The sequence below is a fragment of the Corynebacterium sp. ACRQK genome (assembly GCF_022345965.1).
Lineage (GTDB): Bacteria > Actinomycetota > Actinomycetes > Mycobacteriales > Mycobacteriaceae > Corynebacterium.
Window position 1 is genome coordinate 438426 of sequence record NZ_JAKRMU010000001.1, and the last position, 14842, is coordinate 453267.

The 14842-nt window shown below is 63.9% G+C and carries 8 protein-coding genes; 4 read left to right on the plus strand and 4 right to left on the minus strand.

Annotated elements, in window-relative coordinates; all coding sequences use genetic code 11:
• The first annotated feature begins 390 nt into the window (after positions 1-390).
• From MHX63_RS02015 to MHX63_RS02030, 4 genes are all read left to right on the plus strand, one after another.
• The gene (locus tag MHX63_RS02015) at positions 391-2487 is read left to right on the plus strand and encodes a mechanosensitive ion channel domain-containing protein (protein ID WP_239387016.1); all 2097 of its coding nucleotides are present in this window, start codon (positions 391-393) and stop codon (positions 2485-2487) included.
• 13 nt (positions 2488-2500) lie between these two features.
• Positions 2501-3115: a PH domain-containing protein gene (locus MHX63_RS02020; protein WP_239387017.1), complete on the plus strand. Its 615-nt coding sequence runs from the start codon at positions 2501-2503 to the stop codon at positions 3113-3115.
• A gap of 139 nt (positions 3116-3254) precedes the next feature.
• The gene (ilvD, locus tag MHX63_RS02025; RefSeq protein WP_239387153.1) at positions 3255-5102 is read left to right on the plus strand and encodes a dihydroxy-acid dehydratase; all 1848 of its coding nucleotides are present in this window, start codon (positions 3255-3257) and stop codon (positions 5100-5102) included.
• A gap of 388 nt (positions 5103-5490) precedes the next feature.
• A complete protein-coding gene (locus MHX63_RS02030) occupies positions 5491-8550 on the plus strand; it encodes an excinuclease ABC subunit UvrA (protein ID WP_239387154.1) in 3060 nt (1019 codons plus the stop codon).
• On the opposite strand, the gene MHX63_RS02035 is transcribed toward MHX63_RS02030, so the two are convergent.
• From MHX63_RS02035 to MHX63_RS02050, 4 genes are all read right to left on the minus strand, one after another.
• Complete coding sequence (locus MHX63_RS02035; protein WP_239387018.1) at positions 8551-10179, minus strand: DoxX family protein; 1629 nt, start codon at positions 10177-10179, stop codon at positions 8551-8553.
• A 206-nt stretch (positions 10180-10385) separates the two neighbouring features.
• Positions 10386-11903: an Asp-tRNA(Asn)/Glu-tRNA(Gln) amidotransferase subunit GatB gene (gene gatB / locus MHX63_RS02040; protein ID WP_239387019.1), complete on the minus strand. Its 1518-nt coding sequence runs from the start codon at positions 11901-11903 to the stop codon at positions 10386-10388.
• 97 nt (positions 11904-12000) lie between these two features.
• Complete coding sequence (locus MHX63_RS02045; protein ID WP_239387020.1) at positions 12001-13431, minus strand: HNH endonuclease signature motif containing protein; 1431 nt, start codon at positions 13429-13431, stop codon at positions 12001-12003.
• 299 nt (positions 13432-13730) lie between these two features.
• Positions 13731-14759, minus strand: a complete 1029-nt coding sequence (locus MHX63_RS02050) for an ATP-dependent 6-phosphofructokinase (protein WP_239387021.1) — start codon at positions 14757-14759, stop codon at positions 13731-13733.
• Positions 14760-14842 lie beyond the last annotated feature (83 nt).

Here is a 14842-nt window from a genome sequence, read left to right on the forward strand (position 1 = left end):
TCAGTTGTCGGGGGCGCCGTGTCGAGCTCGACGAGGTAGCTAGTGGCGCCCCTCGATAATGAATACTCGTACTAGTTGCGTGAATTCCATGGCTCTAAATTTAGCGACTTTCCCAAAAGTAGTCAAGCCGTTGACCACTTGTTTCCCAAAGTATGATGCCCCCATCTCATCTACTGGACGGCACAAAACGGCTCCGACCTGTACTTCATCCCGTCCGCGCCCCGCGGCGCGGTAGCCACGATCGCCCGCAAGCCGCAGGGCGCGCGTCTGAACGTAAGCCGTGAATCCGACTGGGAGCCCGACTGGGATCGAATCAGAATCTGGTCAAAATCCCGTCAGAATCCTGGCGGGCGCACACTCCCCGACCTTCCGGGACTACGGTGGGAAAGCATGTTGAAGTTCTTTGCTTTCCAGCTCTGGGAATGGCTGGTCGTCCACGGCCTTCCCTTGGCTGCACTGGTAATTATCGCAATTTTGATCCCCCGCGTGGGGCGTTTGGCGATTCGCATTGTCAGCAACCGTTTCGATGAGGGCGAGGAGGCCACCAAATCCCGCCTCGCCCTGGTCGGTGCACTGGTGTACGTGCTGCAAGCGATTGCGTACTTCGTGATCATCATGCTGGGACTGACCAACCTGGGTGTACCCGCCATGGGCGCCGCCCTGCCCGCAACGGTCGTTTCGGCTGCTATTGGTTTCGGCGCTCAGAACGTGATCGGCGATTTTCTGGCGGGGTTTTTCATCATCTCGGAGCGTCAGTTCGGCGTTGGAGACTTCGTTGCCTTTGACGGCACGTCCAGTGATATTTCGGGCACAGTTGTGGCGCTGACCTTGCGCGCGACGAAGGTCCGTACTGCCTCCGGCGAGGTGGTGACCATCCCGAACGGCTCCGCGGGTGTGATCACAAACTATTCACAGGATTGGTCTCGGGCGGTGGTGAACTTGGCTGTTCCCCTGCAGCCGGGCGAGTCCATGTCGCAGCTGACGGATCGCGTGGAGGCCACGGCTGCGAGGGCTTTGCAGGATCCGACTATCGCCGGGGACGTCACCGGCGAGCTCGAGGTTCTGCCGGCTACGGATATCGTCGCTCCTTCTGCGGCGGGTCAGTCGTGGCAGGTGAACTTCCGAGTGATGGTCGTGGTGAACCCGGCGCGTCAGTGGGCTGTGGAGCGTGTTCTGCGCTCGGCTTTGGTGAATATCTTCTGGGACCGTTATGACATGCCGCGAGTCTTTCTTGATGGTTCTGACGCCCACTCCTCCCCCGCTGCCGATCCCAGAAAGGCTGTGGCTGCGGAATCCGCGCTGGCGCCCACGGAGGTCTTGCCCGCCCAGCACGCGTCGCGCAACCGGTCAGCTTCGGTGGCTGATGGTTCACAGAGCGGCACTGCAGGAATCGCTGATACAGTGAACGGAGACAAGGCGCACGGGTCCGCAGCAGGGAGCGAGGCTTTAGCGGCGCACGGAACCGCGTCGGCGTTTGAAACTGCCGCTATGGATGCCGTGCAGGCTGAAGGGGCTGACCGGGCTGGCCAACTAGCACAGCCCGACCAGGCTGAACCGACTGACAAGTCTGAACAGACTAGCCAGCGCGAAAAGACTAATCTGCCCGCGGAGGCTCCTACGACTGACGGCCCTGGAGTCCGTCCCCTCGACAGCGATGGAACCATCGGCCAAACGCGGGCGGCTCCCTCACAGCACACTCGCTCGGGCGCAAACACTCGCGCTGGCGCGAACGCTCGCATTAGCGCTAATGCCAATTCCGCCTCCGGTTCTGACGAAGACACCGGCCTAACGGAGGCCCACGGCGACGGTTCGGATATCCCCGTTGGTGCGAAGGACACTGAAAAGGACACTGAAAAGGACACTGAAAAGGACACTGAAAAGAAGGAGAAAATCCAGGGCATCTGGCGCAACAAGGAATACTCCTCCAAGTTTAAGAGGATCATGAGTGTCGGTGGCCGCACCCGCCCTTCCACCACCGGACTTATTCTGGCGCTACTTCTAATCGGCGGTCTGGCGCTAGCCTCTTCGAACCCAGAGGGCGGAGACGCCGGCTGGCTCTCCCCCGACCACTGGCGCGACCGCCCCTCCAACAGCGCATCCACCGAAAACTCCGAGAACTCCGAAGTAAACGACCAATCCGGCGATAGCTCCACCGATCAGAACAACCCCACCGGCGACCCAAATTCTGACCCCAATTCCAACGCAAACACCGACTCCAACAGCCAGCCCACTAACAGCCAAAACAGCGGCTCAAACAACGGCTCGCCCAGCGAAGAGACCAACGAACCGACCAGCGACTCCAACGTCAACAGCCCCGAAACGAACTCCGGCGCAGATTCCAGTAGTCAACCCTCGCAACCAGCCGGCCCCCAAAACTCCAACAACAATTCCAACAGCGGCACCGGCGGCAACAGCGTGAACGGCGCTGCACCTCGCGCCATGGGTGCGATGGGTGCGCCCAATGCGACCGACACCACCCACGGCTGATTAAATGAACACCATGAACTCGAAGGTTTTCCACCCCAGCCGCGAACACATCCTCGGCGGGTTCGTCATGTTCCTGATCTGCCTGCTTTTCACTGGCTACAAGGTCGCCTGGTTTTTCTGGGTTCCGCTAATACCACTAGTGTTTATTCTGTGGACTTTGTGGGTACGCACCACCGTCACTGACAGAGCCATCACCACGCGCTACCTCTTCCGCGCAGGCAAAACCATGCAGTGGGAAGACTTCCGCGCGCTCCGCTTCAACCGAGCCGGACGCGCCTACGCTGTGGACAACCAGGAGAACAGCATCTGGCTTCCCGGCGTGACCTTCAACTCCCTGATCGACCTGCACAAGGTCAGCGGCGGGCGCATCCCCGATCCCGTCAGCCCAGCCCGCGCAGCCACGGACGACAAGGTGCAGGTCGTCAACAAGGAAGGCTACGCCGTACTCATGGACAAGGACGAGTACAAGGAATACGAAAGGCAGCGCCGCCGCGAAGCGGGAGTCGACGCGCCAGATGCTGATGCGCCGGACAAAGGCGCACACAAATCCACCACGCCGGGTGAGCGCGCGTCCGGAACCGACGCGCAAAACACAAGCGCCCCAGAAAGGGACAACACCAGCGACTGACCGCCTGGCTCGTGCTGAAACTTTGCCGCGCTAACCAGCAAACGGCAAAAAGAGATCACAGAAGAAGAGACTTTCCGAAATAAGCACTTCAGAGCAAGAACTCGAGAGCAAGAACGACGAGAAGAGAACCGTGAATAGTATGAACGCCATCCCATTGAGATCCGCCGTCACCACCCAAGGCCGCAACGCCGCCGGCGCCCGCGCCCTGTGGCGAGCGACAGGCATGACGGACCAGGACTTTGAGAAGCCCATCATCGCCATCGCGAACTCATACACGCAGTTTGTACCGGGCCACGTGCACCTGAAGGACGTGGGAGACATCGTCGCTGACGCCATCCGCGAAGCCGGCGGCGTTCCCCGCGAGTTCAACACCATCGCCGTCGACGACGGCATCGCTATGGGACACGCGGGCATGCTCTACTCGCTGCCCAGTCGCGAGGTTATTTCTGACGCCGTCGAATACATGGTCAACGGCCACGCCGCCGATGCGCTGGTGTGCATCTCCAACTGCGACAAGATCACGCCCGGCATGCTGAACGCCGCCATGCGTCTGAACATCCCGGTGGTGTTCGTCTCCGGCGGGCCGATGGAGGCTGGCAAGGCCGTGGCAGTAGATGGTGTCGTACAGGCTCCCACGGATCTCATTACCGCCATCTCCGCCTCCGCGTCCGACAAAGTCGACGCGCAGGCACTGCTGGAAGTTGAGTCCGCCGCCTGCCCGACGTGCGGCTCCTGCTCCGGCATGTTCACCGCCAACTCGATGAACTGCCTGACCGAGGCACTTGGCCTGTCTCTGCCGGGCAATGGTTCTACCTTGGCGACTCACGCCAAGCGGCGCGACCTGTTCACCAAGGCCGGCACCACCATCGTTGAGCTGTGTCGCCGCTACTACGGCGAGGGAGACGCCTCCGTCCTGCCGCGCAACATCGCCACCCGCGAGGCCTTCGAAAACGCCATGGCGCTGGACATGGCCATGGGCGGATCCTCCAACACCGTGCTGCACATCCTCGCAGCCGCCCAGGAGGGTGAGGTCGACTTCGACCTGCACGCCATCGACCAACTGTCCCGCGAAGTGCCATGCCTGTCGAAGGTGTCCCCGAACTCCGACTACCACATGGAAGACGTCCACCGCGGAGGCGGCATCCCCGCCATCCTCGGCGAGCTCTACCGCGCCGGCCAGCTGAACGAAGGCGTGCAATCCGTTCACTCCGCCACGCTAAAGGAATGGCTGCTGTCCTGGGACATCCGCTCCGGCGCTGCAACCGAGGAAGCCATCGAGTTGTTCCACGCCGCCCCCGGCGGAGTCCGCACGACCGAGCCATTCAGCACTAAAAACCGTTGGTCCAGCCTGGACACCGACGCAGAAGGTGGCGTCATTCGCGATGTAGAGCATGCGTACACCGCCGATGGCGGTCTAGTTGTCCTCCGCGGCAACCTCGCCGAAGACGGCGCCGTGATCAAGGCCGCGGGTGTTGATCCATCGATCTGGCACTTCGAAGGCACTGCACTGGTCGTCGAATCCCAAGAAGAAGCCGTGCGCGTGATCCTGGACAAGAAGGTCAAGCCGGGCCACGTCGTGGTCGTACGCTACGAAGGCCCCGCCGGCGGGCCGGGTATGCAGGAAATGCTGCACCCGACCGCTTTCCTCAAAGGCGCCGGGCTCGGCAAGGAGTGCGCGCTGATCACCGACGGTCGCTTCTCCGGTGGCACGTCCGGACTGTCCGTCGGCCACATCTCCCCTGAGGCTGCGCACGGCGGCCTGATCGGTCTGGTCCGCGACGGGGATCCGATCACCATCGACGTGCACGAGCGCCTTCTGCAACTGAACGTCTCCGACGAGGAGATCGAGCGCCGCCGCGCCGAGATGGAAGCTTCCGACAAGCCGTGGACTCCCACCACTCGCCAGCGCAAGGTCACCAAGGCGCTGCGCGCTTATGCCGCGATGGCAACCTCCGCCGACCGTGGAGCTGTCCGCGAAGTAAAGTAGCCACCGCGCCGCCCGGTTGCCGACGCGCACGGGGCCGTAGGCGTGCGGTCGCACGTCCCAGCGGGCGCACGCCTTAGCCGGCGGCGCTGACGCCCAACCGGGGCGCTGACTCCCCGCCAAAGCCAGCATCCTCCGGGGTCGCGGCCTCTCGAGCGGCCGTAGGCTGGAGGGCATGCATGATTCACATCTCCAGCCCGATGCAGAGGGCGCAGACTCCAGCGCACTAGAGGCGGACAGCGCTCGCCGGAGCCATAGTGGCGGCTCCACTATCAGCAGCTACCACGCCGGCGGTGTCGGTAGCGCTCGCGGTAGCGGCGCCTGTGACTGCGCCAGCATCGACGAACGTAGCAGCAGAACCGCACACATCGGCGGGGCCGGCGAAGATGGAATGATCCGCGTCCGCGACGCCCACCTGCGCAACCTCAAACACCAAGACGTCTCGCTGCCGCGCAACGCCCTGGTGGCGGTGACGGGCGTATCCGGGTCGGGGAAATCTTCGCTGGCGTTTGGCACGCTGCACGGGGAGGCTCAGCGGCGGTATCTGGAATCGGTCGCACCGTTCGCGCGCCGACTGATCGGCGGGGCCGTCGACCCGCGGGTGGGGTCCGTGGAGGGGCTACCGCCGACTGTCGCGCTGCAACAGGGAGCGCAGGCGGGCGGGGCGCGCTCGACGGTGGGTACCGCATCGAACCTGTCGAACACGATCCGCCTGCTGTATTCCCGCTGCGGCGATTACCCGGCGGAAGTGCGCGAACGCCACGGCGGGCGTCTGGACTCGGATAGCTTCTCCCCTAATACGACAGCAGGCATGTGCCCGGAGTGTCAGGGCACGGGCGTGGTGCATGAGCCGACGGAGGAGTCCATGGTTCCGGATCCGTCGCTTTCGATTGACGAGGGGGCTATTGCCGCTTGGCCTGGCGCGTGGTTGGGGAAGAACTTCCACGATATTGTCGCGGAGCTCGGCTTCCCTATGGACATTCCGTGGCGAGATATCCCGCGGGCCGACCGGGATTGGATTCTCTTCACGGACGAGCGGCCGGTGGTGACGATTCACCCTCACCGGGGTGCAGATCAGATTCAGCGGACGTATGAGGGCACTTGGCGTTCGGTGGCCTCTTATTTGCGGAAGACGTTGGCGGAGACGGGTTCCGATTCCACGCGACGCCGCGTCCTGTCGTTTATGAAGTCTTCCCGCTGTGGGATGTGTGATGGTCGTCGCCTTATTGTCGACGCCCTTTCCGTGGACTACCTCGGCCTCCCCATCGATAGCCTTGGGGCGCTTCCTTTGGAGGAGGTTCTCTCTCGCTTCGCGGAGCGCCGTGCCTCTGTGCCCGCAGACACTGCCCGCGGACAGGCCGGAATCCGCGCCACGCCGGGGCGAAAAGTAACGCAGCACGCGCCAGCGCAGCGAAAGGCCGAGAGGCGAGAGGCAACTGAAACTTCAGTAACTTCAGACACTGAGGCCACAACGTATGCTGCGGAATCCCCCGCCGGCGGAGGTTCCAGCACGGCCGCACCCGCCGGCGGAGGTTCCAGCACGGCCGCACCCGCCGGCGAAGGTTCCAGCCCGTCCGGAACCGCAACTGTGAATTCAGTGCACGGCACGAATCCCGCCGGCGCGGAGGCGGAGCGGATTCTGCTGGACCAGGCGATCCCTACGCTGGAGTCTGTGGTGGATCTCGGCTTGGGACATCTGAGCCTGGATCGTGCCACTTCCACCCTGTCGGCGGGTGAGCTGCAACGGCTGCGGTTGGCGTCTCAGCTGCGGTCGGGACTTTTCGGAGTCGCATATGTTTTGGACGAGCCGTCCGCGGGTCTGCACCCCGAGGAGCGCCGCGCAGTGATGCGGCTGATCCGAGGTTTCCTGGACGCGGGCAATAGTGTCCTTCTGGTGGAGCACGACATGCACCTGGTTGCGAAGGCCGACTGGATCGTCGACGTCGGCCCCGGCGCAGGCGAGCTCGGCGGGGAGATCCTCTACTCCGGCCCGGTCAAGCCCCAGAACCCGACCAAACTCCGGGACCCGAACGCCCCCCAGGCTGAAAGTTGCTGCCCGACCCCATCCCAAGGCTCAGCGACCACTGCTGCCCTGAAAGCAACCCAACATCCAGTTGTACCCCAGAGCCGAGTGACAGCCCGGTACCAGGCAGCAGACGCCAGCCTGGCAGGGGACGCAGCCCCAGCCGGGGGTTCCAGCTCGGCCGGCACTGGAGACACGGACACCGCTGACCGCGCTGATGCTGGCCGTGCTAAAGACTGCCGTTGCTCTGAAACTGGCAGCGCCGGTGGCGCGGACGTCGCCGGCGGCGCCGGCCTGGCGGGCCTGGACTGCCCCACGGGGCAGGCCCTCGCCGCCGGGCCACTGAAACTGAACACCGACGCCGACGCGCGCACCCCCTCCGGCACACTCAGCCTCACGGGCATCAACGAACGCACCCTGAAAAGCCTCGACGTGGAATTCGGCCTCGGCACATTCACCGCGATCACGGGCGTCTCGGGTTCCGGCAAATCCACACTTTTGTACACGCTGGCCAACTCACTGCGCGAACGGGTGAAGACATCGGTCGACGACGGAGACGTGGCGTCAAAAAGTAAGGGCCCCGCAGAGAAAACAGGCTCCGCAAGAGCAACAACGGCCCAACTCAACGCTGACCTCAACTCAGACATTGCCATCAACCGGGTGGTGCAAATCTCACAGAAGCCCATCGGCCGGACACCCAGATCCTGCCTCGCAACCTACACCGGGCTATTCGACCGCGTACGGAAACTCTTCGCGCAGACCGACGAAGCGAAACGGCGTGGCTGGACCGTCTCCCGGTTCTCGTACAACGTCACCCAAGGACGCTGCCCCACCTGCAGTGGAGAAGGGCAAATAGAAGTCGAGCTAGTGTTCCTGCCCGGCAGCTACACCCCCTGTCCCGACTGTCACGGCGCGCGCTACAACGCTGAAACGCTGGAAGTCACCTGGAACGGGCGGACAATCGCGGACGTGCTGGAATTGACCGTCGCTGAGGCGCGGGAGGCCTTCGCCGATGAAAAGGCAATCGCCCGGGCGCTGCAGGCTCTGTCGGCTGTCGGGTTGGATTACCTCCGGCTCGGGCAGCCGGCCACGGAGTTGTCCGGCGGCGAGGCACAACGGATCAAGTTGGCCACGGAACTGCAGCGGGCTCAGCGGGGACACACTGTGTACCTCATGGATGAGCCGACCACCGGCCTACACCCTGCGGACGTGGATCTGCTTGTGACGGAGCTCCAGCGGTTGGTCGACAACGGGAACACCGTGGTGGTTGTGGAGCATGATATGCGAGTTGCCGCGCAGGCGGACCGGGTGCTCGAAATGGGCCCGGGGGCTGGCGCGCGGGGCGGTCAGGTTGTGACAGACGGAAGCCCCGCCGCGGTGGCTCAGACGGACACCGCAACGGGGCGAGTATTGGCGGAAAGAAGCTAGTTAGTTGAACGGGTTGCCTCCGCCGACGCCGAGCCACAGCCCGGCGGTGGTCGCCGCTGCGACTACGAAGAAAATCCATGCAGACGCCAACGGTCGGGTTGCCCATCCCCTACTGCGATCGAGGCTGATTCGGCCGGGGCCGAGGAAGATGAGGCTTATTGACACCACCGTCAACGCCGCCCACAGTTGGACGTGAGGGTTCAGGCCGTATGGCCATAGGGTTCCCTGGAAGCTGTCGAGGTTGTGGAACGCCATGAATCCGCCGACGATAGTGGCGAGTGCCGCACCGAATGGTGTGACGAGGCCGAGGAGCAGTAGCCCGCCGGCGACAACCTCCGCGACGGGGATGCCGATGGCGAGGATGTCGGTGAAGTTGTAGTTCTCCAGCTGGCTCTGGAATACGTCGACGCCCGGGTCTCCGCCGAAGGCGAACAGCGTTTGCAGGCCGCGTACCAAGAGGTACGCGCCCAGCACCGCGCGCAAAATGAACAGTCCGAAGCTGGTGGTACCGCGCTTAACTTCTGCGCCAGCGCCGGCCGCGCCGGCCGTCGCGTCAGCGCCGCCAACTTCAGCACCGGCGGCCGCAGCTGCATCACGATCCCGGTCGGCACCTGCCACTGCGCCCGTGCCGGCCGCGCCAGCCCCAGCGGCCGCAGCTGCATCACGATCCCGGTCAGCGTCTGCCGCCGTTTCAGGGACGGTAACCGCGCCAGTAGCCGATCCCGGCGTGTCGGTGCCGCCAAACTCAGAACCATCAGCGGCACTCACCGTGCCCGCGCCGGCCGCGCCGGCTGCGCCGGTAGCGTCAGCTGCAGCGCCAGCTCCAGTCACACCAGCACCAGCAGCCCCAGCATCCGCGCCGGCAGCACCCGCACCCGCCGTGCTGCGGTCAGTGTCCGCGCCAATCTTCGCCTGTCGGATGAAGGCCTGATCGTTTGTTGAAGCGGTGGCCTGCTCCGCCGGGTTGGCGTCATCAACCTTGCCCCAACGGTCGGACGGACCGTGAGTATCTCCGGCATTAGCGCGAGCGTCAGCGTTTGAGTCAGCCCCAGCCACACCCGCTCCCGCAGCGGACTGGGAGGCGTCCAGCTTCGACAGGTCCACTTCCGGCTCCGGCGGGCGGCTCTCAATACGCTGCGGACGGGCCCGGCCAAGCACTGCATAAATGTCCCGCTTGGCTGGCTTTTCCTCTACAGGGGCCTCAGCCTCTGGGGCCTCAGCCCCTGAAGCTTCAGCCGATGCGCCAGCTGACGGATCCGCCGAAGCACCGTCTGAGCCAGTGCCCTTGTTCGAACCGTCCTCGGCCGCCACAGCTGCCGCAGAGTCCGACTCGACTGGGTCTGACGTTTTCGCCGACTTCGCCCCTGGCTTGGAGGCCGTCAGCTGCGCTGGGGGTTCAGGCTTGGCATCCTCTGCTGCTGACGATTCCACGGTTTCCTCGCCGACAGTTTCCCCGCCGGGCTTGTCAATTTTGGTCGCCTTGGCGGGAGGCGTTGAGTCAGCGGGCTTCTGTGCGTCCCGACGGTAGACGGGCACGTCGATATCGTTGTTCAGGTCATCCGTTAGATCATCCGCGGAGTTGCCGAACAAAGCGTCGTCTGGACTGTTGGGCTTCGCGTTGTTATTCACGCACCCCAGACTATTCTGACCAGCGCGATTTCCGCGGGAGGTCGCTCGGCATGTCTTCGATGGCATTCTCCATCGGCTGTGTTCGCACTGACCAGCTGCTGCTCTGGCGATTCCGGCCGGTCCGATAGTTCCGGCGAGCCCGGCAGGTTCGACAGTTTCAGTCGCAGCTACATTTCGTCTCCGCCGCCTATTAGGCTCAGACGCCGCTAGCTGAGCTTCTTAGCGATCAGCTGGTTCACCTGTGCGGGGTCTGCCTTGCCCTTGGTGGCCTTCATGACGGCACCGACAATCGCGCCGGTGACCTTCTTATTGCCCGCGCGGAACTTTTCGACGATGTCCGGGTTTGCAGCCAGGGCTTCGTCGACGGCTGCTTCAATGGCACTGTCATCGCGCACGACTTCCAGGCCGCGGGCTGCGACGACCTCGTCGACGTCACCTTCGCCCGCCAGCACTCCGTCAACTGCTTGACGTGCAAGCTTGGTGGTGAGCTTGCCTTCGTTTACTAGTGACGCCACCCGCGCCACCTGAGCCGGCGTGATGTCGAGACTGGTAAGTTCTACGCCTTGTTCGTTTGCCTTACCCGCGAGGTAGGAGACCCACCAGGAGCGAGCTTCGTCCGGCTTGGCACCTGCTTCGACGGTGTCGACCACTAGATCCAGGGCACCGGCATTGACCAGGTCGCGCATTTCCTCGTCCTTCAGGCCCCACTCCTCCTGGATGCGGGCGCGGCGGATCCACGGCATTTCCGGCAGGGTGGCGCGGATTTCTTCGACCCACTCGGCGGGGGCGAGTACGGGCGGCAGGTCCGGGTCGTTGAAGTAGCGGTAGTCCGCCATGGTTTCCTTCGGGCGTCCCTTGGAGGTGGTGCCGTCAGTTTCCTGGTAGTGGCGGGTTTCCTGAACGATTTCCACGTCGTTGACGAGGCAGGCTGCTTGGCGCTGCATTTCAAAGCGTACGGCCTGTTCGACGGACTTCAGCGAGTTGATGTTCTTCGTTTCGGTGCGCGTGCCGTATTCGGTGGTTCCGATGGGGCGCAGGGACAGGTTGGAGTCTACGCGCATGGAGCCTTGGTCCATGCGTGCGTCGGATACGCCGAGTGCCTTGACGAGGTCGCGCAGTGCGGAGACGTATGCCTTCGCAACTTCTGGTGCGCGTTCGCCGGCGCCTTCGATCGGCTTGGTCACAATTTCAATCAGCGGCACGCCTGCGCGGTTGCAGTCCACCAGGGAGGCGGTGGCGCCGTGGATGCGGCCGTCTGCGCCGCCGAGGTGGGTCAGCTTGCCGGTGTCTTCTTCCATGTGGGCGCGTTCAATCTCCACGCGCCATTCGGTGCCGTCTTCCAGTACGACGTCGAGGTATCCGTCGTAGGCGATGGGCTCGTCGTACTGGGAGATCTGGTAGTTCTTCGGCTGGTCTGGGTAGAAGTAGTTCTTGCGTGCGAAGCGGGACTTCGGAGCAATCTCGCAGTTCAGCGCCAGGCCGATCTTGATGGCCCACTCCACGCCTAGCTTGTTTACGACGGGCAGCGCGCCCGGCAGGCCGAGGCTGCATGGGTCGACGTTGTTGTTTGGTGCGTCGCCAAATTCCGCGGAGGACGTGGAGAACATTTTCGTCTTCGTGGCGAGTTCGACGTGAACTTCCATGCCCATTACCGGGTCGAAGCGCTCCAGCACTTCGTCGAAGTCCATCACATCATCGGAGTAATCGTAGACAGGCGCAGTCATGCCAGCCATCTTAATACGTCTGCGTAACTGAGTGGCGTTAGGGTCGCTGGGCGCCCGCGGCCGCGCCTCCGCACACCTCCCTCGCATTTCAGCGTCCCTAGTCCTTCCATCCACGATGTCCGCCTGGTTCCCGCTCCCCGCGCCCCGGCGAGCCCGGCGGGCTCGGCGGTTCCCCGCGCCCCGGCGGTCCCGGCGGTTCCCCGCGTCCCGGCGGTCTCGGCGGTTCCGGCGGTTCCCCGCGTCCCGGCGGACTCGGCGGTTCCAGCGGTTCCGGCGGTTCCCCGCGTCCCGGCGAGCCTGGCGGGAGCCAGGTGACGCGCCCGTGCTCGCGCGCCATCCGCCCACGTCCGCGTTGCCCGTTCACGCCATTGTGATACGGGCACAGAAGTGTCATGTTTTCAGGATTCGTTTCTCCGCCTTTTGCAAATTCCTGCAGGTGGTGAACTTGGCATTCACTCGCCGGACGCCCACATCCCGGCCAGGCGCACCGTGACGTTTCGGCTTCCAACATTCGGCGCTGTTTTGATGACGCCAACCGCTTCGCCCTGTACAAATTCACCGGCCCCTGCTCCGGAGCTATCAGGGTGATGCAATCCCCATCCTTCAACATCACGCCTGCCGTCTTCGCCTCGCCCGCAACACCTGCCGCACCCGCTGAACGCGCCGTAAGCGTCATCTCCGCCGGGCCCGCCGAGGTGCTGCCTGCCGCCCCGGCCGAGCCCGCCATATTCGCCACTCTGGCCGCCTCCACCGAAGTGCTGCCTGCCACCCCGGCCGAGCCCGCCGAAGTGCTGTCTGCCACGACAGCGTCGGCGATTGAGGCCTCGGCAATTGGCGTGGATAGCTGGCGGGAAGACACAGCGTCTTCTAAACGACGGGCGACGTATTCCGCCCCGGTGAGGACGGCCCCGTTGGTGGCACACAACTCGATCTCATCCCCTCGGCCGCTAAGTATCTGCATGTAGTCATCCAGGCTGACCACGACGTTGGTGGTCAGCGTGCTGCGTTGAATGGTGCGATTCTCCGTGAGCCATGCCAGTGGGTCCAGACGTGCAGACTCCCAGACCTCGGACATGCGGTGCGACGGCCCCGTGAACTGGATAGTGGTCTTCGTGCCGTGCATGATACGGCGTCCTCCGTCGTCGGGCACCCGCGGCCCCTGCATTTCCCGCCGCAGTTGCGTCGCCCGGCGCGAAATCGCTGCATAGTCTCCAGTGGTGTTGCACAGTGCTTCAGTGAACACGTAACGCTGCTTGATCCCCAGCGCCCGAGCTCGCTCGGCAATAAGTATCAGCACGTCCAGGCCGTGTCCGTTGCGCTGGGCGGCTTCCAGTGCCCGCTTTTTATAGCGCGAGTACGCCGCCCCGGAGAAGTGTTCCGCGGCCCGGGCCACGCTCCGCGCATACTCGCGTTCCAACGGCAGCTGCTCGGCGGGCGTGCCAATGGCTTCTGTCAGCAGCTCCACGCCGTGGCTCTGCGCGTCCGCCACTTGGCGCTTGAGCTCCGCGAGCTGCTGCAACTTTTCCATGCCCCGAACGCTAAACCATGCGCAACATCTTTGCCCCGCACTACGCAACTTCCTGTGGATAACTCGCCCCCTTTGCCAGCGTTTTCCACAGGCATTTCAACTCCCCCTTGACAATTCTCCGCCAGGCGTGCTGCACCGCATTGCAGCACCGCCCGGCGCTGGCTAAACGCCGGCCATACAGCGCGCCCTGCCTGTGGCGCCTGGCTCTGTCGCCATTGCGCCGCGCCAGGCTGCTCGCGCGCCTCCGCCGCCCTGCACCCCTTCGGCGTCCGCGGCGTCTGTGATGTCCGCGGCGTCCGCTAGCCGAACAGCGAGCGCGCCGTTTCGTAGCGCTTCTCGGGAACTTCCTTCAGCGTGCCGACGGCCTCTTCAAAGTCGATCAGCTCGATGCTGCCGCCCTTGAGCGCTACGACCTTGCCGAATTCTCCTCGGATTGCGGCCTTGGTGGCATTCACTGCGAAACGCGTTGCCAGCACGCGGTCAAACGCAGTAGGAGTTCCGCCGCGCTGGATGTGCCCCAGCACGGTGGAACGTACGTCGGTATCCAAGCGGTTTTCGATCTCCTTGGCGATCAGCGCGGACATGTCTTGGAACTTCTCGTGGCCAAACTGGTCCACTTCGCGTTCGGCGACGTCCAGGGTGCCTTCCTTCGGCAGTGCGCCTTCGGCGACGACGATAATGCCGTACTTCTCCCCCAACTGGAATCGGCGAGCCATGCGGCGGCAGACGTCGTCGATGTCGAAGGGGAACTCCGGGATCAGAATTTCGTGGGCGCCGCCAGCCATGCCTGCGTGCAGTGCGATCCAGCCGACGTGGCGGCCCATGACTTCCACGATCATCACGCGGTCGTGTGATTCGGCGGTGGTGTGCAGGCGGTCGATGGCGTCGGTGGCGACGGCGACGGCGGTATCAAAGCCGAAGGTGTAGTCGGTTCCATTGACGTCATTGTCGATGGTCTTCGGCACGCCGATCACTGGCACGCCGTTGTCGTGCAGGAAGCGCGCGCCTTTCAGGGTGCCTTCGCCGCCGATGGGGATCAGTGCGTCGATGCCTGCGTCCGCGAGGTTGGCTTTGACGCGGTCGATGCCGGCCATGAAGTCGTCGGGGTGCAGGCGTCCGGTGCCGAGGATGGTGCCTCCGCGGCGTAGGATCCGGTCGATGAAATCATCGTCGTAGAGTTGCACGCGACGGTCTTCCAGCAGTCCCTGCCAGCCGTCTTCGAATCCGACGACGGTATGGCCTTCCCCGGCCGCTGTCCGTACGATGCCTCGGATGACGGCGTTCAATCCTGGGCAGTCTCCACCACTGGTCAAGGTCGCAATACGCATGTTTTAAAGTTTAGCGATACCCCGCGGGATCTGCTGGGCGGGATTATTTCGCGACGGTTTCGGGGGTTTAGCTGGCCTCTACT